18 protein-coding genes are annotated in these 22,737 nt (G+C 61.5%); 7 read left to right on the top strand and 11 right to left on the bottom strand.

All coding sequences use genetic code 11. From position 1 onward, the window contains the following. Nucleotides 1-38 precede the first annotated feature (38 nt). The 3 genes from gshA to ABYA88_RS00320 all read right to left on the bottom strand — a co-directional run bounded on the left by gshA (nucleotide 39) and on the right by ABYA88_RS00320 (nucleotide 4,423). Complete coding sequence (gshA, locus tag ABYA88_RS00310) at nucleotides 39-1,619, bottom strand: glutamate--cysteine ligase (protein ID WP_373184411.1); 1,581 nt, start codon at nucleotides 1,617-1,619, stop codon at nucleotides 39-41. A gap of 63 nt (nucleotides 1,620-1,682) precedes the next feature. Beyond that, nucleotides 1,683-2,069 carry a PaaI family thioesterase gene (locus tag ABYA88_RS00315; protein ID WP_150276626.1) on the bottom strand — a complete coding sequence of 129 codons (387 nt, stop codon included), beginning with the start codon at nucleotides 2,067-2,069 and terminating at the stop codon, nucleotides 1,683-1,685. A 2-nt stretch (nucleotides 2,070-2,071) separates the two neighbouring features. Further along, nucleotides 2,072-4,423: a Tex family protein gene (locus ABYA88_RS00320; protein ID WP_373184412.1), complete on the bottom strand. Its 2,352-nt coding sequence runs from the start codon at nucleotides 4,421-4,423 to the stop codon at nucleotides 2,072-2,074. Nucleotides 4,424-4,622: 199 nt separating this feature from the next. Here ABYA88_RS00320 and ompR point away from each other — a divergent pair, with 199 nt between their 5' ends. Further along, complete coding sequence (ompR, locus tag ABYA88_RS00325) at nucleotides 4,623-5,345, top strand: two-component system response regulator OmpR (RefSeq protein ID WP_373184413.1); 723 nt, start codon at nucleotides 4,623-4,625, stop codon at nucleotides 5,343-5,345. Between the two features lie 26 nt (nucleotides 5,346-5,371). Further along, on the top strand, nucleotides 5,372-6,643 hold the full coding sequence (locus ABYA88_RS00330) for an ATP-binding protein (protein WP_373184630.1): 1,272 nt from the start codon (nucleotides 5,372-5,374) through the stop codon (nucleotides 6,641-6,643). A 10-nt stretch (nucleotides 6,644-6,653) separates the two neighbouring features. Here ABYA88_RS00330 and ABYA88_RS00335 read toward each other — a convergent pair whose 3' ends face one another. From ABYA88_RS00335 to ABYA88_RS00370, 8 genes are all read right to left on the bottom strand, one after another. Continuing rightward, nucleotides 6,654-7,121, bottom strand: coding sequence for a chemotaxis protein CheW (locus ABYA88_RS00335; RefSeq protein WP_373184414.1), 468 nt, complete (start codon nucleotides 7,119-7,121; stop codon nucleotides 6,654-6,656). Nucleotides 7,122-7,156: 35 nt separating this feature from the next. Continuing rightward, the gene (locus ABYA88_RS00340; RefSeq protein ID WP_373184415.1) at nucleotides 7,157-8,125 is read right to left on the bottom strand and encodes a chemotaxis protein CheB; all 969 of its coding nucleotides are present in this window, start codon (nucleotides 8,123-8,125) and stop codon (nucleotides 7,157-7,159) included. Then, nucleotides 8,118-14,504 (bottom strand): Hpt domain-containing protein, encoded by a 6,387-nt coding sequence (locus tag ABYA88_RS00345; RefSeq protein ID WP_373184416.1) that lies wholly within the window; start codon nucleotides 14,502-14,504, stop codon nucleotides 8,118-8,120. Before ABYA88_RS00345 ends, ABYA88_RS00340 begins: the two co-directional genes overlap by 8 nt. A 2-nt stretch (nucleotides 14,505-14,506) precedes the next feature. Continuing rightward, nucleotides 14,507-15,391: a protein-glutamate O-methyltransferase CheR gene (locus ABYA88_RS00350; protein ID WP_373184417.1), complete on the bottom strand. Its 885-nt coding sequence runs from the start codon at nucleotides 15,389-15,391 to the stop codon at nucleotides 14,507-14,509. A 59-nt stretch (nucleotides 15,392-15,450) separates the two neighbouring features. Continuing rightward, nucleotides 15,451-17,487, bottom strand: coding sequence for a methyl-accepting chemotaxis protein (locus ABYA88_RS00355; RefSeq protein WP_373184418.1), 2,037 nt, complete (start codon nucleotides 17,485-17,487; stop codon nucleotides 15,451-15,453). A gap of 84 nt (nucleotides 17,488-17,571) precedes the next feature. Next, nucleotides 17,572-18,108 (bottom strand): chemotaxis protein CheW, encoded by a 537-nt coding sequence (locus tag ABYA88_RS00360; RefSeq protein WP_373184419.1) that lies wholly within the window; start codon nucleotides 18,106-18,108, stop codon nucleotides 17,572-17,574. A 42-nt stretch (nucleotides 18,109-18,150) separates the two neighbouring features. Further along, nucleotides 18,151-18,516, bottom strand: coding sequence for a twitching motility response regulator PilH (gene pilH, locus ABYA88_RS00365; RefSeq protein WP_335607198.1), 366 nt, complete (start codon nucleotides 18,514-18,516; stop codon nucleotides 18,151-18,153). A 34-nt stretch (nucleotides 18,517-18,550) separates the two neighbouring features. Next, nucleotides 18,551-18,964 (bottom strand): PleD family two-component system response regulator, encoded by a 414-nt coding sequence (locus ABYA88_RS00370; protein ID WP_373184420.1) that lies wholly within the window; start codon nucleotides 18,962-18,964, stop codon nucleotides 18,551-18,553. A gap of 254 nt (nucleotides 18,965-19,218) precedes the next feature. On the opposite strand from ABYA88_RS00370, the gene gshB reads away from it, so the two are divergent. From gshB to pyrR, 5 genes are all read left to right on the top strand, one after another. After that, nucleotides 19,219-20,181 (top strand): glutathione synthase, encoded by a 963-nt coding sequence (gene gshB / locus ABYA88_RS00375; RefSeq protein WP_373184421.1) that lies wholly within the window; start codon nucleotides 19,219-19,221, stop codon nucleotides 20,179-20,181. A 63-nt stretch (nucleotides 20,182-20,244) separates the two neighbouring features. Further along, the gene (locus ABYA88_RS00380) at nucleotides 20,245-21,156 is read left to right on the top strand and encodes a TonB family protein (protein WP_373184422.1); all 912 of its coding nucleotides are present in this window, start codon (nucleotides 20,245-20,247) and stop codon (nucleotides 21,154-21,156) included. Nucleotides 21,157-21,216: 60 nt separating this feature from the next. Then, nucleotides 21,217-21,786 (top strand): YqgE/AlgH family protein, encoded by a 570-nt coding sequence (locus tag ABYA88_RS00385; RefSeq protein WP_373184423.1) that lies wholly within the window; start codon nucleotides 21,217-21,219, stop codon nucleotides 21,784-21,786. After that, entirely contained in the window at nucleotides 21,786-22,223 is a 438-nt protein-coding gene (gene ruvX / locus ABYA88_RS00390) for a Holliday junction resolvase RuvX (protein ID WP_373184424.1), read from the top strand. The genes ABYA88_RS00385 and ruvX overlap by 1 nt, the downstream gene beginning before the upstream one ends. Further along, nucleotides 22,220-22,729: a bifunctional pyr operon transcriptional regulator/uracil phosphoribosyltransferase PyrR gene (gene pyrR / locus ABYA88_RS00395; protein WP_373184425.1), complete on the top strand. Its 510-nt coding sequence runs from the start codon at nucleotides 22,220-22,222 to the stop codon at nucleotides 22,727-22,729. The genes ruvX and pyrR overlap by 4 nt, the downstream gene beginning before the upstream one ends. The last annotated feature ends 8 nt before the right edge of the window (nucleotides 22,730-22,737 follow it).

Consider the following 22,737-nt stretch of genomic DNA (forward strand, 5'->3'; position numbering starts at 1 on the left):
CCAGCACCGCCACACAGCCGGCCGGGCATTTCCGCCAGCTAGTCGGCGATGCCCTGGCTCAGGTAGCTGGCAACAAAGCTGTCAAAATCCGTTTCGTCAGACGCTTCGATAGACTGCTGGTCGGCCAGGGAGGCCGCGGCTTCGGCCCGATAGGCGGCGAGGGTCTGGTCATCCAGTGGCCTGGCGGCAAAATGTTCGCGGTGCAGCTTCGATTGTTCCAGGGCAAAGCGGAAGAAGCTGTTGCCGTGCCCTGCGATCGCATCGAGCACCCGAGCCGATGGCGTCAACGCAGGATTTGCGAGTTTGGCCCGCTGCTCTGTCAGGCTCTGCGTGTAAACCTCGGCCTGATGTACGCGATCCAGCAGCGCGGCACAGTAGCCGATACGCCCCAGCAATTCGTCACCCCAGGTGACCAAATCTCGCGATTCGCCGCCGTCTGACAGCTGCAGGCCAGGCTCGCGACCACGCTTGACAGCCAGGGCGAAATTCTCACCGGTTTCCACACAAGCTTCCTCTGTCAGCGGCGGACTCTCGTGCAGGGCGCAGTAGAGCAGGAAGCTGTCCAGAAAGCGGGCCGTTGCCGGCTCGATACCCAATGGCACGAACGGGTCGATATCCATGCAGCGCACTTCAATGTACTCGACACCGCGCGAGGCAAGCGCGTGCACTGGCTTCTCGCCGCTATTGGTCACACGCTTGGGCCGGATCGGACTGTAGAACTCGTTCTCGATCTGCAACAGGTTGGTATTGAGCTGCTGCCATTGCCCGTCGCTATCATGCGTGCCCATACGGTCATAGGCGGCAAAGGGCAGACTGATTGCCTCCTGCATGCTCTGGATATAACTGTCGAGCGAGTTGTAGCAGACGTTCAGTCCTGACTGGGCGTTGTTGTTGTAACCCAGGTCACTCATGCGCAGGCTGGTGGCATAGGGCAGGTACAGCGTGTTGTCACCCAGCTTATGCAACTTGTGGTCACGACCCTGGAGGAAAGTCGCGCAGACTGCCGGCGAAGCGCCAAACAGGTACATCAGGAGCCAGGCGTAACGGCGGAAGTTGCGGATCATCGCCATGTAGCGGTCGGACTGGTAGTCCTGGGCAGAACGCTGGTCGCTTTCCTGCTGCTGCAAGGTCGCCCATAGCTTGGCCGGTAACGAGAAGTTGTAGTGAATGCCGGCGATACACTGCATCGCCTTGCCGTAGCGGATCGCCAGGCCACGACGATAGACATGCTTGAGCATGCCCACATTGGACGTGCCGTACCAGGCAATCGGGATCTGCGCATCGGCAGGCAGCCTGCATGGCATCGACTCGGTCCACAGCAGCTCGTCACCCAGCTGTGCGTAGACGAAGCGATGGGTCATGTCGAGGCTGTCGAACAGCGCATCAAGGCTGGTGTTCACCGGGGTGATCAACTCGATCAGCGCTTCTGAATAGTCGGTGGTGATACTCGGATGGGTCAGTGCCGAGCCCAGCGCCACCGGGTGCGGCGTATGCACCAGCGTGCCGTCCGGCGTGGTGCGCAAGCTTTCCTTTTCGATACCGTGGCGGCAACCGCGCAAGACTTCGCGTCCGGCAGTGCTGTAGAGCAGATCGAGAGTGTCGCTGAATGCTGGTGACAAGGTTGTCACTCCTTAGCCAAACGGGCCCTGCGCATGGCGCACGGCAGACTGTTGAATACCGGATCAGATCCGCGCGAAGGTGCCCAGGGCCTTGGCCACCAGGGCACCGTCCTGGCGTATCTCGCCATCAACCACCACTGTGCGGGTGCCGGCATGCACGACCTTGCCGATGCACTCCAGCTCACCACCGACTACCGCGCGGGTGTAGTTGATCTTGCACTCCACTGTAGCAGTCGATTCATGGGGCTCCAGGACGCTGAAAGCAGCCGCCCCCATGGCTGAATCCAGCAGCGAAAAAATCACCCCCCCGTGCACCCGCTCGGTAGAGTTGAAATGATCTTCACGGATCGGCAGGGTCAGCGTGCAGGTGCCGACTTCGATCGACTTGAACTCAAGACCGAGCATCCGGGTAAAGGCGCTCATGCGATTTAATGTGGGATGTGGGCTCATTCTCAACGCTTCTTCAGGTCTTTGGCATTGGCAAACAGGTTGGCAAAGGTACCACCGGCGGCTGGCTGCGCACCAGCGCCGGCACTCTGACCGCGGCCCTGACCTTTGTTTTTGGCACGATCGCCCTGCGCCCGGGTCGGCCGATCGGAGGCACCGGGGCGCCCATGGGTTTCAGCGCCAGGCTCGTCATCCATGCGCATGCTGAGGCTAATGCGCTGGCGAGGGATGTCCACCTCCATCACCTTGACGCGCACGATATCGCCGGCCTTCACCACATCCCGCGGATCCTTGACGAATTGGTGGGCGAGCATGGAAATATGTACCAGGCCGTCCTGGTGCACGCCAATATCAACGAAGGCGCCAAAATTGGCGACGTTGCTCACCACGCCCTCAAGCTGCATGCCTGGCTTTAGATCGCGGAGGGTCTCGACGCCTTCCTGGAACGCCGCGGCCTTGAATTCCGGGCGCGGATCCCGACCCGGCTTGTCCAGCTCGAGCAAAATGTCGGTAATGGTCGGCACGCCGAAGTGGGCATCGGTGAAGTTCTTTGGGTCGAGCTTGCGCAGGAAGGCAGAATCACCAATCAGGGTACGCACATCGCGACCGGTTTCGCCGGCAATCCGCTCGACCAGCGGGTAGGCTTCCGGGTGCACCGCCGAGGCGTCCAGCGGGTTATCGCCATTCATCACCCGCAGAAAACCCGCAGCCTGTTCATAGGTCTTGTCACCCAGCCGCGCCACCTTGAGCAGCTCGCGGCGGGTACCAAAGGCGCCGTGCTGATCACGGTAATCGACAATGTTCTGTGCGATGGTCGGATTGAGTCCCGAAACGCGCGTGAGTAGCGGCGCCGAGGCGGTATTGAGATCTACCCCGACGGCGTTCACACAGTCTTCGACCACCGCATTCAGGCTGCGCGCCAGCTTTACCTGGGACACGTCATGCTGATACTGGCCGACACCGATGGCCTTGGGCTCGATCTTCACCAGTTCGGCCAGAGGGTCCTGCAGACGGCGCGCGATCGAGACTGCGCCGCGGAAGGTCACATCCAGTTCCGGGAATTCCTTGGCTGCCAGTTCCGATGCCGAGTACACCGATGCGCCCGCCTCGGACACCATGATCTTCTGCAGGGGCAGCTGCGGGCACAGCTTGATCAGTTCGCCTGCCAGCTTGTCACTCTCACGCGATGCGGTGCCATTGCCGATCGCCAGCAGGGTGACGCTGTGCTTGCTGCACAGCGCGGCCAGCACGGCCAGGGACTCCTGCCACTGGTTGCGTGGTGCGTGGGGAAATACGGTGGTGAAGTCCACCAGCTTGCCGGTCGCATCCACCACCACCACCTTGACGCCGGTGCGCAGCCCCGGGTCCAGCGCGAGGGTGACCCGCGGCCCTGCGGGCGCCGACAGCAGCAGATCCTTGAGGTTGCTGGCGAATACCCGGATCGCTTCGTCTTCAGCGCTTTCGCGCAGATCACCGAGCAGTTCGGTTTCCAGCTGACCCAACAACTTGACGCGCCAGGTCCAGCGCACCACCTCGACCAGCCAACGGTCACCCGCACGCCCCTCGTCGCGAACATCCACCGCCTGGGCAATCATCCCCTCGCAGGGATGCGGCGCGCTGGCCGGCCGGTCCGGCTCACCGAGTTCCAGGCCAATACTGAGGATGCCCTCATTGCGCCCGCGCAGAATCGCCAGCGCGCGGTGCGAAGGTACCTTGCGCAGGTCTTCGGCATAATCGAAGTAATCCCGGAACTTGGCGCCCTCCTGCTCCTTGCCCGGCACCAGTTTCGATACCACGCGGCCATCCTGACGCAGGGCGCTTCGCAGGCGCTCCAGCAGACTCGCCTGCTCGCTGAAGCGCTCCATCAATATGTACTTGGCGCCATCAAGTGCCGCTTTCACATCGGCAACGCCCTTCTCTGCATCAACAAACGCCGCCGCTTCCTGCTCGGGTGTCAGCGCCGGGTCGGCATACAGGCTCTCTGCCAGCGGACCCAGGCCTGCTTCCAGCGCTATCTGCCCCTTGGTGCGGCGCTTGGGCTTGTAGGGCAGATAGAGATCTTCCAGCCGGGTCTTGCTGTCGGCGCTGCGAATGTCGCGCTCGAGCTCGGCAGTCAGCTTGCCCTGCTCGCCAATACTGGCAAGAATGGTCGAACGGCGATCCTCGAGCTCGCGCAGGTAGCGCAAGCGCTCTTCCAGGTAACGCAGCTGGGTGTCGTCCAGACTGCCGGTGACCTCCTTGCGGTAGCGCGCAATGAACGGCACGCTGGCGCCTTCATCCAGCAGCCTCACGGTCGCGTCGACCTGCTCGGGACGAACGGCGAGTTCGGTGGCGATGCGTGAGGCGATAGATTCCATGGGCAAGATTTCCGAGTCAGTTTTACAGGCAGCGCAGTATAACCGACAGATTCGCTCACGGGGTGGATCGGGGGAACTCGGCGGCCGACTGCTCAGGGGTAAAAACTTATACAAAAGAAACCTCTTGTAACAATGCGCAGGCCCGCTAACAGGCGGGTTCATACACAATACAAACGAACTGAACAAGGGTGGAGCCGGTATGACCAGTGAAGGTGAAAAGATCCTGATTGTTGACGACGACGTGCGACTGCGCCGTTTGCTCGAGCGCTTTCTGACTGAACAGGGTTATCGCGTCAGGGCCGTGGAAAATACCGAACAGATGGATCGCCTGCTTGCCCGCGAACTCTATTCATTGATTGTGCTGGACCTGATGCTGCCCGGCGAGGATGGTCTGACTGCGTGCAAGCGTCTGCGCGACCAGGACAACAAGACGCCAATCATCATGCTGACCGCCAAGGGCGACGAGGCCAGCCGGATTCTCGGCCTGGAACAGGGCGCAGATGACTATCTGCCCAAGCCGTTTAATCCCCGCGAACTGGTCGCCCGCATCAAGGCGGTACTGCGTCGCCAGGCTCCCCAGGTGCCGGGCGCCCCGGGTGGCGAGGACGAAGAAGTCAGCTTCGGCGAGTTCGTACTCAGCCTGGCCACACGCGAACTGCGCCGTGGCGATGAAGTGCATATGCTGACCACGGGTGAATTCGCCGTGCTCAAGGCCCTGGTGCAGCATCCCCGTGAACCGCTCACCCGTGACAAGCTCATGCAGCTGGCCCGCGGCCGCGAATGGGATGCACTGGAACGCTCGATCGACGTGCAGATCTCACGCTTGCGCCGCATGCTTGAGCCCGATCCATCCAAGCCGCGTTACATCCAGACCGTATGGGGTGTCGGCTACGTATTCGTACCGGACGGCAAGGGTTCGTGAAAGGGGGTCCCGGCTGGCATCCATTGATGCCGCGCAGCTTCTTTGCCCGCACTATCACGCTGGTACTGCTGGTTACGCTGTTTTCAAAAATCCTGACCATGCTGTACCTGCTGGCCAACGAAGATCTGCTGGTCGATCGGCAGTACAGCCACGGTACCGCAATGCTGGTCACTTCCTACTGGGCCAGCGATCCCGCCGCCCGTGCAGAGATCGAGCAGGTCACCGGCCTGCGCCTGATACCTGCCCAGGAGGTACCCAAGGGAGAAGTTCACTGGCCCTACTCGGGCATATTTACCACTCAGCTTCGTGAAGAGCTGGGCGACATGACCCAGGTACGTGTGCGCATACAGGGCGAACCGCTGCTTTGGGTGCATCAACCCAGCTACGGCGACAACTGGTTGCAGGTGCCCCTCTACGCGCACCCACTTCGTGGCCAGCGTATCTGGATAGTAGTGCTCTGGCTGGGGCTTATAGGCCTGCTCTCCACCGCAGCCGCCTGGGTATTCGTGCGCCAGCTCAACAACCCGCTGAAAACCCTCGAGCGTGCAGCAAGGCGTATCGGAAAGGGACAGAGCGTGCGCCTGCTGGATACTAACTGTCCGGCCGAGATTTCCGAGGTATACCGGGCCTTCAACCAGATGGCTTACGACGTCGAACAGGCCAACCGCGACCGGGCAATGCTACTGGCCGGCGTATCCCACGACCTGCGTACACCGCTGACCCGTATGCGTCTTTCGACCGAGCTGCTGTCCAGCGCCGATCCCGACCTGACCGAGGGCATGATTCGCGACATTGAGGACATGGATGCGATTCTCGACCAGTTCATGTCCTTCATGCGTGACGGCAGTACCGAGGCGACCGAGGCCGAGGACATCAATGACATTATTCGTGAGGTAGTCGCGCCGCTGAATACCGGCGAGGAACTGGTCAGGCTATGCCTTGAGCCGGTGCCGCTGATCAAGCTTCGGCGCCTGTCGATGAAGCGGGTAATCGGCAACCTGATCGACAATGCACTGCACCACGGTGGCGCCGGCATAGAGGTCTGTACCTACGTTACCCGTGCCGCCGCGCAGCCCTATCTGGTAGTTGCGATTCTGGATCGCGGGCCCGGTATCGATCCCACCGAGTGCGAAGCCCTGTTCACGCCGTTCACCCGCGGCGACCGTGCACGCACTACCAAGGGTACCGGCCTGGGTCTGGCGATCGTCAAGCGCATCGCCGAGAGCCATGGAGCCACCGTGCAGCTGCTCAACCGCAGTGGCGGCGGCACCGAGGCGCGGCTGAGCTTTCCGGTCTGAGCGCCGGGCGTCAGGCGCGCAGCAGACCGGCGTTATTCAGGGTCTGCTCGATGCCGAGCAGATCGGGTATGCACAATGTCTGCGCCTCCTCGCCCAGCTTCACCGTCTGCAGCACATAAGGAACACAGCCCTGTTCGGCACTGATCTCGCCTCGGGTGATTTTGCGCGAACGGGGAATGCTCCATACGCGCAGGGCAATGAAATGCACCCCCGGCCGCTCGCCGATGGCATTGAGGATCAGCGTGCGTGGCTGTCTCCCGGTCTCATCAGGCTGCTCGTCGAGGAGCACATAGGGATCGACTACCGGCACCTGCTGGTCACGCCAGAGCGTCCAGCCAAGAAACCAGGGCGGAGCGTTACCGGGCTCGCGGTTGAGACGAAACCCCACCAGCTCCGCCACTGCCACGTTGGGCAGCAGCAGCGCCTGCTCCGCGAGCGGAACGATCAGTCCATTCAGGCTTTCCAGTGCGTCCGTCATACCGCGTCCTCTCGTATTTCTGTTTTGCCGCCGCGCTAAAGCGCAACCGGCCATTCCTGTGCTACCCAGTAGCGCAGCGCATCAGCCAGTGCTTCCGGTGAACCTTGGCGGCTACTGTAACCCGCATCTTTCACCGCCTCGGGCATGATCGCGCAGGCTGCGCTCTCGGCGTCCTGAGTCCAGACCTGAATTCCCTGGTCGCGCAGTCGGCCACATGCCTGCACGCCATCCTCACCCATCCCGCTGAAAATGATGGCACCACAGGCCGGCGCGAAGGCGCCGGCAACAGCATCGAGCAGTGTCTCGATAGAAGGCTGGTAAGGTCCGGGCCAGGGCGTGTCGCTGAGCCGTACCTGCCCTTCCGGCGAAAAGCTCAGGCTTCGCCTGATCGGTGCCACGAGAACCTCTCCCTCATGCAGATGAGCACCGCTGACACAGTTGAGCACCCGCCAGGTATTCTGCCGGCCGAGGATCACCGGTAACTGCGCCTCGAATCCGGCATCAATGTGCTGCGCATAGACGAATGCGACCGGCAGCGTAGCCGGCAACCGGTCAAGAAAACGCTTCACCGCTGCAGGCCCGCCCAAGGATGCCGCAAGCAACCAGATGCACCGGGCCGGCGGTAATCCAGGCGGCGCGTTTTCGAAACCGGGCGGCGGGCATTGCGGTTCCGGCGGCGGCCCCAGCAACGGTAGCAGCTTGGCCAGGAGCCGGCGTTTCCAGCGTGGATAATCCTCGCTTTCGTGATGCGGTACCTCCCCCGCCCCCAGGAGCACCGGTACCGGGCTTTGCTCAAGAAGCCAGTCGGCCAGCTCGGACTCATCGGCCAGCTCCAGCAACCAGGCGTCAGCCTCGATTGCCTCCAGCGCAGCACAGTCCAGGTCCTCGGGTGCGCCAGCGAAGATCACCCGATAACCGAAGCCTTCGAGCACCTCCTGCAACAGCTGACGCTTCTGCGTGGTGCCTGCCAGCAGCGCAATAGCAGGCGCAGCTGGCTCAATCACGAACCTTGACCAGCTTGCCAATTGCTTCCAGCAACTGGCTTTCCTGGTAGGGCTTGCCCAGATAATCATTCACGCCGATGGTCTTCGCGCGCTCCCGGTGCTTCTCTCCGGTACGCGATGTGATCATCACGATCGGCAGGTCCTTGAGCCGTTCGTCATGACGCACCAGCGTGGCGACTTCGAAGCCGTCCATACGGGGCATTTCGATGTCCAGCAGCATGATGTCCGGGTGCATATCCTGCAGCCGGGCAATTGCCTCGACCCCGTCCTTGGCGGTAACCACTTCCATGCCGTGACGCTCGAGCAGACGAGTTGTGACCTTGCGCACGGTAATCGAATCGTCGACCACCATCACCAGGGTCGCGCGCTCTTCTTCCTTTTCCGCGCCGCCCTGGGCACGTTCGGCCGCAAGACGCTGCTGGGACTGCAACGCCAGCTGGGCGCGGATGATCGCAAGCAGGTCGAGAATCACTACCACGCGGCCATCCCCGAGGATGGTGGCGCCGGAGATACCCGGCACCACGGCGAATTGCTTGCCCATACTCTTCACCACGATTTCCCGCGATCCGGCCAGTGCGTCGACCTGGACGGCCACCGTGTGCTCAGCGCCGCGTACCAGGATGACCGGCAGCGGCAAGCTGTGCCCGCTGAGTCGCGGCTGCTGCCCGGTTACCAGCAGATCACCGAGATAGCGCAGGTCATAACGCTTGCCGGCGTATTCGAACGGCGGGGCGTCGGGGGCGTAATAGGCCTCCAGCTCATAGCCGGAGACGCGCACGATACCCTCGATGGTATTCAGCGGAATTGCGTACAGGTCATCTCCGGAGTAGACCATCAGTGCCCGGTTGACCGATACGGTGAAGGGCAGGCGAATGGTGAAGGTGCTGCCCTTGCCCGGACGGGTGTCCAGGCTCATGCTGCCGCCAAGCTGCTTGACCTCCGAGTTGACCACATCCATACCGACGCCACGGCCGGAAATCTGGGTAACCTTGTCGGCGGTGGAGAAACCGGCCTCGAGAATGAACTGCAGCACTTCCTGGTCGGTCAGCTCGGCGTCGGCGTCCATCAGACCGCGCTCGATCGCCTTGCGGCGTACCGCGTCCAGGTTGATGCCAGCGCCGTCGTCTGACAACAGCAGGACGATCTCGCCGCCCTCGCGTTGCAGATCGAGGGTAATGCGGCCCTCCTCCGGTTTGCCTTGCTCCTGGCGCACTTCGGGCAATTCGATACCATGGTCCACCGCGTTACGCAGCATGTGCTCCAGCGGCCCGATCATGCGTTCGAGCACGCTGCGATCCATTTCGCCCTCGGCGCTGCCAATCTCCAGAATCACCTGCTTGCCCACTTCGCTGGCCACCTGACGCACCACCCGGCGCATCCGCGGCAGAAGCCGTTCAAACGGCACCATGCGCGTGCGCATCAAACCTTCCTGCAACTCGGTGTTAACGCGCGCCTGCTGCAGCAGCAACGTCTCCGCGTCACGGCTCTTGGCGGCCAGGGTTTCCTTCAGATCGAGCAAATCCGACGCGGACTCGAACAGCGAGCGCGACAGCTGCTGCAGCTGCGAATAGCGGTCCATTTCCAGCGGATCGAAGTCCTCGTAGGCCTGATCGATCTCTTCCTGGTGACGCGAAAGAATCTGCGCCTGGGTCTCCATGTCGAGACGACGCAGCTGATCGCGCACTCGCTCGATGGTGCTGTCGACGTCGTTCAGCGTATGGGCCAGATCGTTGACCTGCTGTTCGATCCGGCCGCGGAAAATGGATGTCTCCCCGGCCAGGTTGACCAGCTCTTCAAGCAGCTTGGCCGATACCTTGACGGTTTCCTGGCCACTGATACGTGCAGACTGATCATCGCTACCGGCATCACTGGCCGCCATTGCCTGTTGTAGTATGTTCTTGACCGCAGCCAGGGTCTGACGCGGAGCAGCTATTGCTTGCGGCGGCTCTCCGGCACTGGCGGTCGGAGGCGCCGACGGTGCGGGCGCAGCGATTTCGGGCATGGACCAGTCTGCCAGCCCGGGCTCGACGCCGCCGCCGAGACTTTCCACTGCCGCGTGCAGTTGCTGCAATTGGTTATTCAACTGCTCCGGCGACGCACTTGCCCCTTGCAGATCGGCTTCCAGTTTCTTGCTTTGCCCGGCCAGCTCGCTCTGGCCTGCCATCCGCGCACTGCCCTTGAGGGTCTGCACACGACGCACCAGTTCGTCAGCCGCGGCCGGTTCGTCCTGGCTGCGCGCCAGTAGCGCAGCGCAGGGGGCCAAGAGCTCGCGCGCCTCTTCCACGAACATGCCCAGCATGCCCTGCAATGGATCGGTTGCCAGTATCTCGGTGGAATCGGTTTCCTTTGCTTCGCGCTGCAACTGCGGCGCCACCTCTGCCTCATCGCTCTGACCAGGCAACTGCGGGGGCTTGTCGGGTTGCGCGCGATAACCCTTGATCGCGGCGATCAGGGCCGAGCCGTCACTGATCGGCCGGCCGGCCATCACACCCTCAACCATCTCGGCCAGACTGTCGTGGCAGGCATGCAACAGATCATTCAGGCCGGCGCTGGGCTGATAACGCTGGTTGCCCAGGCCTTCGTAGATAAATTCCAGCTCGTGGGCGAGATCACCGATCGGCGGAATCTCCGCCATGCGGGCGCCGCCCTTGAGGGTATGCAGATCCCGCTGCAGGGATTCCACTGCCAGGGTGTTCGCCGGATCGGCGATCCATTCCTGCAAACTGGCCGATGCGCTGTCGATGATCTCCTGAGCCTCCTCCAGGAAGATATCCACCAGCTCGGCATCAGTACCGGCATCCTGCGGATTCCAGGTGGCGCCGGATACAGCTGGTGCGGGCGAGACGGGTTCACCAGCCGCCTGAGGCGGATGCGGCAGCAGTGCATGCAATGCTGCAATTTCGGCTGTCGCCGGCGCGATATGCTGGTGGGCCGCTACCTGGTCCATCATGCCGATCAGACGCTCATGCGCGGCGGTCAGGGCCTCGACCTCAGGCTGGCGCAATTCAACCCGCTCGGTCATCAAGGCTTCGTGCATGTCCTCAAGGTTCTGACACAGCGACTCGATGACGTCCAGTTCCACGTCGCCGGCCACTTCGCCGAGCGCACGCAGGCTCTGACAAAGCTCGCGGCTATCGATTGCCGGACCTTCGCCATTCTCCCAGAGCGCCAGGGTATCGGTAACATCCAGCAGATGGTCGATACCCTCGGTCAGGAAGATCGACAACAGGCCAGCGTTGGCAGTGCCCTGGTCCAGGTCCGCGCGACTACTGTCGCGCGCCGCCAGACCGCGCTGGCGAACGCTGTCCAGGCGCTCGAGAAATTCGTCGGTGCCCTCCAGCGCACGCTCGGGCGTGCTGCCAAGCTGAGCGACGCCGGCTTCAAACAGTTCGACAGCATCATTGAGCAGATCGACCAGCGACTGGTCAGCCGGGATCAGGTTGGCCTTGAAGTCTTTTGCCAGCCTTTCCAGCGGCGTAGCAAGCACGGCAATAGGCTGGATTCCGGCCATGTGCGCGCTACCCTTGAGAGTATGCAGCGCGCGCTGCAGGGCATCGCTGACCGGACGGGGCAGTGCCTGTTCGCATTGTGCGATAAAGGCGTTGATCTGTTCGATATGCGACTGGGTCTCGTTGTAGAAGATCTCCAGTAGCATCGGATCCAGACCGTGCTCCAGGGCCATTTCCGCCAGTTCGGGTGCTGGCTGTTCGGCGTCGCCGATCACCTCGCTATCGGGCAGTTCCCAGGTCGTTTCAGGCTGTGCCGGGTAAACCTCTTCGGTCCCGGGCGCTGTTTCGGCCGTGGACTGCTCACCTGCTTCGCTCGCCGCAGGCTCAAGCTCTTGCTCGAGATCAGATTCGGGCTCGGCTTCGGGCTCGATTTCCAGCTCCACATCGGGAACCGGCAACTCACCCAGCTCTTCCCCATCTGCCAGCACTGTGTCGGCGGTTGCAACTGCGGCCTGCCTGGCAGCTTCTTCGATCGCATCGCCGCTGCTTTCGGATTCATGCTCGACGGCTAGCGCATCCTCTGCCGACTCCCCGCGTGAAAGGGCATCGGCTATAGCGGTCAGACGACCCACTTCCGGCAGAGCCTGCTGCTTGCTGAGGGCGAAATCCTCGACCAGTTCAGGCATCACGGCGCGTACCGCGTTGACCACCTCAAAGACTGCCTGCGTAAGCTCGATACTGCGGTCGATAACCCGGTTGAGCATATTTTCAACCGACCAGGCGAGCTCGGCCATGATGCCGGCCTTGACCATCCGCCCACTGCCCTTGAGCGTGTGAAATGCGCGGCGCACCTCGGCCCGGGCCTTGTGGTCGTCGTGGCTCGCTTGCCAGAGCGGAGTGAATTCGGTCAGCGTCTCGAGTACTTCGCCTGCTTCCTCGACAAAGATTTCGACCAGTTCCGCATCAAAATCCTCGTCTTCCGTCGCTGTCGAGGTTTCAGCCGTCTCGCTGACTGGCAACTGCTCTTCAGTCGGCTCCACGGTGGGCGGAACATCGCTCGCAGTGGTTTCGATCTCTGCCAGCTCGGCCGGAAGCTCGTCCGTTTGCAGATCGGCTGCAATGGCGTCCTCCTGCTCCGGCGCGGATTCAGGCTCAACCTGTTCCACCCCCGCCTCTACCGAACTCTCGGCCGCAGCCGATGTTTCCGGCAGGGCTGAATCCAGGCCATAGCCCAGCTCAACAAGTCGATCCGCGGCTACGGCAAGGATATTGTCGCCGCGCTCACTGTCGTCTTCGGCCAGCCGTTCCAGGTAGTAATCGACACTGGTTATTACGTCGGCCAGCGCGTCCAGCTCCGGCCAGCCCGGAATCTTTTTCGGAGTCAGCAACTGATCGATGACATACCGTCGGCAATTGCCGATGATCGCGGCGCAGCGCTCCAGCGGCAGCATTTCCAGACCGCCACGCACACTGTTTAACAGATCGTCGACCGGCTCCAGCTGGGAGTGGTCCCACTGACTGACGATGAAAGCGTTGATCGCCTCCCTGCTCTGCTCCAATGCATTTCGCGCTTCCTGCACCACCTGGCGATGGACCAGCACCATATCCTGGGCCGCTGCCAGGCGCTGCATGTCGCTGCCCTGACCTGAGCCAGGCGCCTTGCTGCGCTCACGCTCCATCCCCAGGATGCCGTGCAGGCTGGCCTCGACGTACAGCAGGCCGCCAGCCACATCCATCAGTGAGGAATCGTTGATCTCAGACTCCCCGCCGGCCAGCTGGCCAACCAGTTCGATCTGCTCCAGCAGTACCCGCCGGGGCTGACCCAGACCGAGCATTGCCAGGGTATCGGCTATCTGCTTCATCGCCGGCACCAGGGCCGCCAGCTCAATGGTCTGGGTCCGGTCGCTACGCACGAACAGATCCAGCCGGTCCTTGGCCTGCAGCAGCTCCTCACCCAGCGCCTCGACTACCGACTGCATTGCGCTGCGATCAGGGCCGACCAGGCGCGAGCCGGTTGCCTGGTTGGCAATATCATCCTCGGTGAGCAGGGCTTTGAGCTGGTAACGCTGTTTCAGTGCATCCAGTCTCGGACTGCCGCCCGGGCTCTTGGCCACGTAGAACAGCAGGTTACGCAGCAGTTCCAGCGCGGGCGGGTTATCCAGCGCGGCCGCGCCCTGGTCAAGCAGCTGCCGGACCTCGCGGTCAGCCTGCCGCAGCAATTGACGGATGGCTGCACCAGCGTCGATGCTGTCATGCTCTACGCCTTCGACTACACCGGCATAGGCAGCCCAGAGATCGGCATGGACAGAACCCTGGCAAAGCGCCTGCAGGCGGGTAAAAACCTTGCCGAGCCGCTGCGCATTGGCCGGAATATCCTGGTTGCGGATAATGCCCGCATGGGCGACCTGCAAGGCCTGGCGCAGTTTGCGTAACTGCCGCACGGTATCTTCGTCGGCGAGATTGCCCAGCCGTTCGGCACCCTCTGTTGGGCTGCCGGTATCTACATCGGGCGTGAACAGCGCATTCTCAGACAACAGGTTCTCGCCCCGCGCCGTACGCATGTCGTTGAGTAGCGGCAACAACACCAGAGGCAGGTCTCGTCTTCCCGACTGCACACGGTCCAGATAGGTTGGCAGCTGGAGTATGGCCTGCATCAGCACGTCGAGCGCCTCGCCCTCGCGACTGGTGCTGCCGTGCATCAATGCCTGGGCAAGCTTCTCCATCTCCTCGGCGAGCAGTGCAGCTCCGTAAAACTCGACCATCTGCAGCGTGCCATGGACCTGGTGAATATAGGTCAGACAGAAACGCAACCGGGTCGAATCGCCGGGATTCTCGACAAAGGCTACCAGGGCCTGACGCGCTTGATTCAGCGTCTCGGAAATCTCCCCTTTTACCCAGTCGAGGGCGACATAATCATGCCGATCACCCATAGTCACTCCACACTTTCGTGAATATTCCGCCGCACATAGGCCTGTACCCGATCGTCGGGTACCCGCTCTAGCAGAGGATTGTTCCAGTCCACTATCTCACCCAGTCCGATTATCAGCATGCCACCCGGAGCCAGTCTTTTGGCAAGCAGGTTGAGCAGATCGCGGCGGCGCCAGCGACGGAAGTAGATGAGCAGGTTCTGGCAGAAAATGATATCCAGGTCCCTTATCGGGGCCTGGGCCAATTCCAGGATGTTCAGCCTGGTAAAGCAGATTCGGTCGCGCAGCGCCGCCAGGATTTCCAGCTTGTCGCCTTCCACCGGTTGCATCCAACGCGCTTTTTCGACATCGGTAAGACCGCGCAGGCGATTCGCCGGATAGCGCGCCAGACGCGCCTGTTCCAGAGCCTTGAGGCTGATGTCGGTGGCCCATATCGCATAGTCGGGCGCTTTGCCGCCAGCGTCTGCCAGGCATTGCTCGGTAATCAGGGCCAGGGAATACGCCTCTTCGCCACTTGCGCAGCCCAGGCTCCACAATTGCAGTGGCTGAGCCGGTGAACGCGTGGTGAGCAGATCGCGGAGATGGTCCTGGACGCAGTCAAAGGAGGGGCGGTGCCGCATGAAACTGGTTTCACGCACCGTCAGACGATCTATCAGCGCCGACCATTCAATCGCACCGGCCGGCCCTTGGGTGACGTATTCGTAGTAACTCTGATAGTCCTCCATCTGGAGCTCGCGCATGCGAGTTGCCAGACTGGTCTGCAGAAAAACCCGGCGCTGGTCAGTGACGCAGACCCCGGTCCGAGCCTCCAGCAATGCCTGCCATTGACGGAATTGCTGCGTATCCATCTCCGGCAGTTGCTGTAATGACCAGTTTGGCGTTTTCTGCACTGTGTATCCCTTGCTCATTGCGGAGTGCAGATAGCCGCCAGGCTACCCGCGCGCCCATCTCAAAGTTGCTGCGGCAGAGTGAAGCCATCGACCGATTGACGCATCGATTCGGCCTGCGCTGCCAGATCGCCAATGCTGCGCGCTGTGGCCGTGGTACCGGCGGAGGTTTGCGAGGTGATTTCCTGGATCACGTTCATCGTATTGGAGATGTGACCAGCAGAAGACGCCTGCTGGCGAGCCGCGTTGGAGATGTTCTGGATCAGGGCTGCGAGGCTGGTCGATACCTTCTCGATCTCTTCCAGCGCCACACCGGCGTCCTGGGCCAGGCGCGCACCGCGGACAACTTCGGAAGTGGTCTGCTCCATAGAGATAACCGCCTCATTGGTGTCGGTCTGAATCGTCTTCACCAGCGCCTCGATCTGCTTGGTCGCCGCCGAAGAACGTTCCGCCAGACGCTGTACTTCGTCCGCTACCACCGCGAAACCACGACCCGCGTCACCGGCCATGGAGGCCTGGATCGCGGCGTTAAGTGCAAGAATGTTGGTCTGGTCGGCAATGTCGTTGATCAAGCTCACGATATCCCCGATCTCCTGGGAAGACTCACCAAGACGCTTGATCCGCTTCGACGTATCCTGAATCTGCTCGCGAATGGTGTCCATGCCGGTAATGGTGTTCTGCACCACTTCGTTACCCTTGTTGGCAATGGCTACCGAACGCTCCGCTACCGCCGAGGACTCAGCGGCGTTGGCCGATACCTGGTCAATCGACACGGCCATTTCGTTAACCGCCGCCGAGGCGCCGGCAATTTCCTGCGCCTGGTGCTCGGATGCCTCGGCCAGATGCATCGCCGTGCCCTGGGTTTCCTGGGCTGCAGCCGATACCTGCAGGGCGGTGTCGTTGATCGTGCCGACCAGCGCGCGCAGTTGGTCGATCGTGTAGTTGATCGAGTCGGCAATCGCGCCGGTGAAGTCTTCACTCACCGTGGCCTCTGCCGTCAAGTCACCGTCTGCAAGGTCGGCGATTTCGTCCAGCAGACGCAGAATTGCCGCCTGGTTCTTGTCGTTCTTTTCCGCGGTCTCAGCCAGACGGCGACGGGTTTCCCGAGTCATCTGCACGCCAATCAGCAGAATGCAGGCCAGAGCGACGATACCCAATAAATAGCCGAACAGGGTGTTGATCCAGCGGGCTTCGCTGCGCGCCTCGAAACCGCTGGTCAGGTCCGACACGTTGTTCAACAGCAGCTGCGAGTCAGCAAAGATCTGGTTTGCCGCCAGACTCACCTGATACAACTCGGGTGAAGTCAGCATAATCTCGTCCACCGAGTCGGAAACGAAGCGGAACAGATCGGCAATCTCGTTCAGACGCACAACTACGTCAGGATTCGTCACCTGGGAAATGCCCATGGTGGCGTTGCCCTCGAGCATGCCAAGCAGTACGCGACCGAACAGACTGGCATCGCGGCCGAAGCTGTCTGCCGCCATGACCGCATCTTCCTCACCCGCGAGTACCCGGTTCACCGAGTTCAGAATCCGTTCGCCGAGCAGTGACTGACGCTGGGCAATCGCTACCTGATCAGCAGCAGCTTCGTTGGCGATCAGCAGGTCTACTACTTCCTCGTACTCGACCTGCAGCTGTGGAATGGTGTCGGAGAGAGTCAACGCTACATCATTCAGCGATAGCACGGTGGCCTGGCTGGCAAGAATTTCGTCGGCGTTGGTCCGCACACTGCTCCAGTTTTCCTGAACCTGGCCAACCTCGTCATCGAGGACCGCAGGCGCCGAAGGCAGGCCGGTCTCGGAGTGTCCCAATGTCAGGTAGTCCCAGCGACGCTGGAAATCGTTACGCGCATCAAGCAGCAGACCGAAGGCTTCGGGCGTTCCCGTCGCCGCCTCACTGGCCGACTTCGAGATCTGCTGGGAGAGCACCCGGAGTTCGCCGGCGTGACCGATGTATTCGGTGTCGTAGCCACTCTGGATGTTGAGATACAGGAAGTTGACGAACAGCAGCAGCAGCGACAGTACCAGCGCTGCGAACAGGCCGGTAATCGTGCGATTGCTTCGCATTGCGGAGAAAATCTGGGTATCGAACTTTTTCATCATCTGGCCCCTACCTGGCCTACCGCATGGTTCTTGTTGTTGCTTTTGTCTGTCGCGTTACCGGAATATCCGGTCGCCCCCTGATCAAATCGCTACGTCGAGAAACGCCTGATCTCGCGCCAAAGCCCTGAAGTTGAATACCAGGGAAACCTGGTCCTGGACATAGGCTCCCACCACAAAAGGTCGAAACCCTTCATCCGTTGTGGGCACTTCGGTGGTAAAGCTGGTAACAGGAAAATGCTGCATGCCGAGCAGCTCGTCGACCAGCAGGCCGACAAAAAGGCCGTCACGATCAAGCACAAGAACGCGGCGCTGCTTGCGTGGTGCGCTGACGGCAGCGCCGAAGAAGCGACTCAGATCGATGATCGGCAACAGACGCCCGCGTACGTTGGCCACACCGCGAACCCAGGTCTTGACCCGGGGCAGCGCCGTGTAACGCGGTTCGTGGAGAATTTCGGCAACCTCGCCCATTGCTGCGACCATTGCCTGGCCGGCGAGCCGGAAACCCACTCCGCTCCAGGTTTCGCTGACAACGTCCTGCGCAGGCAAGCCCATGGCCTGGCTGCGACAGTGCTGCGCGAGCTGTCTGAGAGTATCGAAAGGATGCGTGGATTCTGACATGCCGTGCCTGTTCTGGTTATTATGCGGCATATGCCGGGGCCTTCAGGCTCCCAGCACGGACTTCAACGTCTTGATCAGGGTGGCTTCCTCGACCGGCTTGGTCAGGTAGTCCTTGGCGCCCTGGCGCTTCCCCCAGACCTTGTCTGTTTCCTGGTCTTTGGTCGTCACGATGATCACCGGAATATGCGCAGTTTCGGCGTCTTTGGTCAACTGCCTGGTGGCCTGAAAACCGTTGAGGCCGGGCATGACGATATCCATCAGAACCGCGTCGGGCTTTTCCTGGCGAGCCAAGGCTACACCATCGGCGCCGTTCTCGGCCTTGAGGACTTCGTGGCCATGCTTTTCCAGCATGCCAGTGAGCTTGTACAACTCGGTCGGCGAATCATCTACTACAAGTATTCGGGCCATATGGCTCCCCCGGTATGGCTGAAGGTGCGGAGGCTCACGCCTCCGAAGCACCTGCTAGGTCGTCGGATTGCGGAACATGGGCGCGGATAGCGCCCAGAAGCTCTTCCTTGCTGAACGGCTTGGTCAGATACTGATCAGAGCCGACAATCCGCCCCTTCGCCTTGTCGAACAGGCCGTCCTTGCTGGACAGCATGATCACCGGCGTTGAGCGGAACGCGCTGTTGTTCTTGATCAGGGCACAGGTCTGGTAACCGTCGAGCCTGGGCATCATGATATCGACGAAAATGATATCGGGGTTGTTGTCGGCAATCTTGGCCAACGCATCAAAACCGTCTACTGCGGTAATGACGGTGCAACCAACCTTCTTGAGCAAGGTTTCCGCCGTTCTGCGAATGGTTTTGCTGTCGTCAATAACCATGACTTTCAGGCTTTCGAAATTTTCTTCCATTTAACCAGCCCTTGTTATTAATGGTGAGTCGTCGGCGTCGACGTCAAAATGGCGGCGCCAGAACGCTCTGTCCCTATTCCGCGTACTTTTATCACAGTTTCCATGGCCAATCTATTTGCCAAGCAGGTATACCCGTTTTTTGCGTTCAAGGCATCAGATATGAGACATCTGACGACATTAGTCAACCTTTCGCCCCAAGCCTCGCGAGGTTACACTCCTTTCGCATTGTGCCCCACTCAGCGGACCGACTACTCATGCATATACGCCTCGGCATCGTGATGGATCCCATCCGTGCGATCAGTTACAAGAAAGACAGCTCGCTGGCCATGCTGCTGGCCGCCCAGCAACGCGACTGGGAGCTTTTCTATCTCGAGCCGCAGGATCTCTACCTCGCCAATGGCCAGGCCATGGGTCACTTGCGCAAGCTTCGCGTCTACGCCAATCCCGAGCACTGGTTTGACCTGGCCGAACCCGAGCATGCACCACTGGCTGATCTCGACGTGATCCTGATGCGCAAGGACCCGCCCTTCGACGACGAATTTCTCTATGCCACGCACATACTGGAAGCGGCCGAACGGGCAGGCGTGATGGTAGTCAATCGTCCGGGCAGCCTGCGCGATTGTAACGAGAAGCTGTTCGCGACCCAGTTCCCCCAGTGCGCACCCCCCAATCTGGTAAGCCGGCGCGCGGATATTTTGCGCTCTTTTATCGCCGAACACCGTGACGTAATTCTCAAACCGCTGGAAGGAATGGGCGGATCGATGATATTTCGCATCCGCGAGGGCGACAGCAACCTCAGCGTGATTATCGAAACCCTGACCCGGCACGGCCAGCAGCAGATCATGGCGCAGAAATATCTGCCGGAGATCAGCGACGGTGACAAGCGCATCCTGATGATCGAGGGTGAACCGGTGCCTTACTGTCTGGCGCGCATTCCACAAAAGGGAGAAACCCGCGGCAATCTGGCGGCCGGGGGCCGCGGCGAAGCGCGCCCGCTGACCGAGCGCGACCGCTGGATTGCAGCTCAGGTAGGCCCCTCGTTGCGCCAGCGCGGCCTGCTGTTTGTCGGTCTTGATGTCATCGGCGACTATCTCACCGAAATCAACGTGACCAGCCCGACCTGCATCCGCGAAATCGACAGCGCCTACCAGACCGATATCGGCGGTCAACTGATGGACGCCATCGAGCGTCAGCTCCAGGCACGCCCGGGTGCGTAGACATTTGCCGGATTGCGCGGCAGACTGCGCAGAAACGCCAGCCGCATCCCGCCCACGGACAGCATGAAAAAAACCGCTAGACCCGTCACCCCGACTGCCGCCGCCACTCCTGTGGAAGTAACGGCGCGCGATCGTCTGGGTTTTGCGCTGTTTCTGGCGGCCGTGCTGCACGCACTGATCATTCTTGGCGTGACCTTCGACCTGCCGTCTCCCAGCGAGTTATCGAAGACTCTGGAGATTACCCTCGCCACCCAGTCCAGCGAGCAGGCACCGGAGAAGGCCGACTACCTGGCCCAACTCAATCAGGAAGGCAGCGGCACACTGGATGAGAAGGCGGCGCCCAGCACAACCGAAGAAACGGTATTCCAGGATGCCGAGATCAACCAGGTGACTCCACCACAGGAAGCCAGCGCGCCGCCACCCACCCCGGCTGTGGAAAAGCAGGTGGTCACCACCACGGCGCCCCAACCGGAAAAGGCAGTCACCGCCCGCGATGCCCCGCCGCCAGAGGAAAAGGTCACGCCTTCGCTGCCACGCTTCAACCGCAGCCAGCTGTCGGCGGAAATTGCCAGCCTGGAAGCGCAGCTGGCTGAAAAAGAGCAGCTCTATGCCAACCGACCCCGCGTGCATCGCCTCAACGCGGCCTCGACGATGCAGGACAAGGGCGCGTACTACAAGGATGCCTGGCGTCGCAAGGTTGAGCGCGTCGGCAACCAGAATTACCCGGCAGAGGCCCGTAGCGAGCGCATCTATGGCAGTCTGCGTCTGCTGGTCTCGATCAACCGCGACGGCACCCTGCGCGAGGTTCAGATCCTTGAATCCTCCGGCCACAAGATACTCGATAACGCGGCGCAGCGGATCGTTCGACTGGCGGCGCCCTACGCCCCGTTTACCGGCGACCTGATGGATGTGGACGTGCTCGAAATCATCCGGACCTGGCGTTTCGAGCCGGGCAACACGATTTCCAGCTTCTAGTCTGCCCAGCGACAGCCGCCGATGCTTGAAGCTTGCCGCTCAAACCCCAATACTAGGCGCATGAGCCAAATCATCCCGAGTTACCTCAAGCATCACTTTCTGATCGCCATGCCACACATGGCCGATCCACGTTTCGTCAACAGCCTGATCTACCTGTGCGACCATGATGAACAGGGCGCAATGGGGCTGGTGGTCAATCAGCCGGGCGACCTGAACCTGGCGGACATTCTCGAGCAGCTGCAGCCCGCCACCGACATGCCCGGTTCGATCGCCAGCGTACCCGTGTACAACGGCGGTCCGGTGCAGACCGAGCGCGGATTCGTGCTCCACCGCGGCGCCGAACAATGGGAGGCGAGCATGGACCTGGGCCCGCTGCAACTGACTACCTCCCGCGACATCCTGCTCGACATGGCCCACGGCAACGGTCCGCGCGAAGTGCTGATCATGCTGGGCTACACCGGCTGGGAGGCCGGACAGCTTGACCAGGAGCTAGTCGACAATGTCTGGCTCAGCTGCCCCGCCGACAACCATATTCTGTTCGAGCTGCCCAGCGACCAGCGCCTGGCCGCTGCAGCGCGCACGCTGGGTATTGATCTGAACCTGCTCACCAGCCAGGCCGGGCACGCCTGATGGCGTCACTGCAACGGGCCATGGGCTTTGATTACGGCACTCGCCAGATCGGTGTAGCGGTAGGACAAAGCCTGACCTGCCGCGCCGAGCCTGTGGCCGTGTTGCGCGCCCGCGATGGCGTACCGGACTGGGAGCAGGTCGGCCGGCTGATCCGCGAATGGAAACCCGACACCCTGGTCATTGGCCTGCCGCTCAACATGGACGGCACCCCGAGCGAGATGAGCGGCCGCGCGGAGAAATTTGCCCGTCGCCTGCACGGACGATTCAATCTGCCCGTCGAGTGCATCGACGAGCGTCTTTCCACCTTTGAAGCCAAACAGAACCTGCGCGACAGCGGCCGCACGCCAGCGAGCTACCGGGACAACCCGGTGGACAGTCTGGCCGCAGCGCTGCTGTTGGAAACCTGGCTTGGCAACCTGCCCAAGGAGACGTCATGAGCGCTCTGCCCGATGTAGCCCCGATGCTCGAGCGCATGGCTGCGGACCTGACCGATTATCTGTCGCACCGCAATATCCAGGACCCGGCTTTTGTCGGCATTCACACCGGCGGCGTCTGGATTGCCGAACGCCTGCGCGACCAATGCCTGCCGCAGGCGCCGCTGGGCACCCTGGACATCGCCTTCTACCGTGACGACTTCGAGCAGAATGGCCTGCCGCCGCGGGTACGGCCGTCTGAACTGCCGTTCAGCGTCGATGACCGGCATCTGGTTCTGGTCGACGACGTGCTGATGACCGGCCGTACCATCCGCGCCGCACTGAACGAACTATTCGACTATGGACGGCCGGCGTCGGTGACCCTGGTCGCGCTGATCGACATTGAAGCGCGGCAACTGCCGATCCGCGCCGATGTGCTGGGCACCAGCATGACGCTACCCGAGGGGCAGCGCATCAAGCTGACCGGCCCGCAGCCGCTGCAACTGACCCTGAACCCAGTCGCCAAGTAGAGAGCCCA

The organism is Halopseudomonas sp., from assembly GCF_041579695.1.
Lineage (GTDB): Bacteria > Pseudomonadota > Gammaproteobacteria > Pseudomonadales > Pseudomonadaceae > Halopseudomonas.

Coding starts and splice junctions, on each gene's coding strand:
- ABYA88_RS00380 (WP_373184422.1), top strand. CDS start 20,245: ATGAAAAAAACCGCTAGACCCGTCACCCCGACTGCCGCCGCCACTCCT.
- ABYA88_RS00360 (WP_373184419.1), bottom strand. CDS start 18,108: ATGTCAGAATCCACGCATCCTTTCGATACTCTCAGACAGCTCGCGCAG.
- ABYA88_RS00355 (WP_373184418.1), bottom strand. CDS start 17,487: ATGAAAAAGTTCGATACCCAGATTTTCTCCGCAATGCGAAGCAATCGC.
- ABYA88_RS00335 (WP_373184414.1), bottom strand. CDS start 7,121: ATGACGGACGCACTGGAAAGCCTGAATGGACTGATCGTTCCGCTCGCG.
- ABYA88_RS00330 (WP_373184630.1), top strand. CDS start 5,372: ATGCCGCGCAGCTTCTTTGCCCGCACTATCACGCTGGTACTGCTGGTT.
- ABYA88_RS00345 (WP_373184416.1), bottom strand. CDS start 14,504: ATGGGTGATCGGCATGATTATGTCGCCCTCGACTGGGTAAAAGGGGAG.
- ABYA88_RS00385 (WP_373184423.1), top strand. CDS start 21,217: ATGAGCCAAATCATCCCGAGTTACCTCAAGCATCACTTTCTGATCGCC.
- ABYA88_RS00320 (WP_373184412.1), bottom strand. CDS start 4,423: ATGGAATCTATCGCCTCACGCATCGCCACCGAACTCGCCGTTCGTCCC.
- pyrR (WP_373184425.1), top strand. CDS start 22,220: ATGAGCGCTCTGCCCGATGTAGCCCCGATGCTCGAGCGCATGGCTGCG.
- ABYA88_RS00370 (WP_373184420.1), bottom strand. CDS start 18,964: ATGGAAGAAAATTTCGAAAGCCTGAAAGTCATGGTTATTGACGACAGC.
- pilH (WP_335607198.1), bottom strand. CDS start 18,516: ATGGCCCGAATACTTGTAGTAGATGATTCGCCGACCGAGTTGTACAAG.
- ruvX (WP_373184424.1), top strand. CDS start 21,786: ATGGCGTCACTGCAACGGGCCATGGGCTTTGATTACGGCACTCGCCAG.
- ompR (WP_373184413.1), top strand. CDS start 4,623: ATGACCAGTGAAGGTGAAAAGATCCTGATTGTTGACGACGACGTGCGA.
- gshB (WP_373184421.1), top strand. CDS start 19,219: ATGCATATACGCCTCGGCATCGTGATGGATCCCATCCGTGCGATCAGT.
- ABYA88_RS00315 (WP_150276626.1), bottom strand. CDS start 2,069: ATGAGCCCACATCCCACATTAAATCGCATGAGCGCCTTTACCCGGATG.